The following is a 1234-nucleotide window of genomic DNA, read 5'->3' on the forward strand; positions in this document are numbered from 1 at the left end:
GGCGGATTCAACCGGTCAACGCAACGGGTGCTGTGAGATGAAGCAGGCGCTGATCTCGGGAGGCATTCGTTGCAGGGCAAACATGGTCATCTCAGTCGCGAGCAGAAGCAGCTCGCGCTCCGTCTCCACTCGAAGGGGTGGCGGCTCATCGATATCGCCCGCGAGATCGGCTGCACGGCGCCGATGGTCGGCCGCATGGCGAGGGAGGGCCGTCACCTCGACGGGAAGCCGTTCGGCTGGGAGCCGCGCGAGGGGCATCTGACGGTCTTCGACCGTGAGGAGATCCTGGTCGGCCTCGCCCGCGGTGACACGCTTACTGCGATCGCGCGTGCCCTGGGACGCGCGGTGTCGACGGTCAGCCGCGAGGTCAAGCGCGGCGGCGGACGGGAGGAGTACTCGGCGTGGCGGGCGCACGAGGACGCACGAGAGCAGGCCCGCCGACCGAAGCCGTTCAAGCTCGACAGTGGACGGCTGCTCGAGGTCGTCACGACGCAGCTGGAGCAACTGTGGTCGCCGCAGGAAATCGCCGCGCGCTTACGTTTGGAGCATCCCGACAACCCGGAGATGCACGTGAGTCACGAGACGATCTACCAGTCCCTGTTCGTGCAGGGACGCGGGCAGCTGCGCCGCGAGCTCGCCCGCTGCCTGCGGTCGGGGCGGGCGGCGCGGAAGTCGCGGACCGCGACGGACGGGCGGGGCCGGCTGCCAGGGATGGTGATGATCAGCGAGCGCCCCGCAGAGGTCGAAGACCGTGCCGTGCCGGGGCATTGGGAAGGCGACTTGATCCTCGGCGAGAACAGTCGCAGCGCCGTGGGAACCCTCGTCGAACGCAGCACCCGCCTCACACTTCTGCTGCACCTGCCCGACGGGAAGAGCGCCGACAAGGTGGAGGCCGCAATGCGCGAGGCGATCACCGCGCTTCCGGCGTCGCTGGCGCGGACGATCACCTGGGATCAGGGCGCCGAGATGGCCAAGCACGCCGAGTTCACCACAGCGACCGGCATCCCGATCTACTTCTGCGACCCGCACTCCCCGTGGCAGCGCGGAAGCAACGAGAACACCAACGGACTGCTACGCCAGTACCTGCCGAAGAGCACCGATCTGAGCATCGTCACCCGCGCTGAGCTGACCGCGATCCAGGACTCGCTCAACGGACGACCACGCAAAACGCTCGGCTATCTGACACCATCGGAGAAGTTCACAGAACTCATTGCGACCACCGCTTGAATCCGCC

At 67.4% G+C, this 1234-nt stretch carries 1 protein-coding gene; it reads left to right on the plus strand.

Going from position 1 to position 1234, the window contains the following annotated elements; translation table 11 throughout:
* The first annotated feature begins 69 nt into the window (after positions 1 to 69).
* Entirely contained in the window at positions 70 to 1227 is a 1158-nt protein-coding gene (locus tag AADH62_RS14530) for an IS30 family transposase (RefSeq protein ID WP_341580141.1), read from the plus strand.
* The last annotated feature ends 7 nt before the right edge of the window (positions 1228 to 1234 follow it).

It is taken from the genome of Microbacterium schleiferi (genome assembly GCF_038150145.1).
Lineage (GTDB): Bacteria > Actinomycetota > Actinomycetes > Actinomycetales > Microbacteriaceae > Microbacterium > Microbacterium schleiferi_B.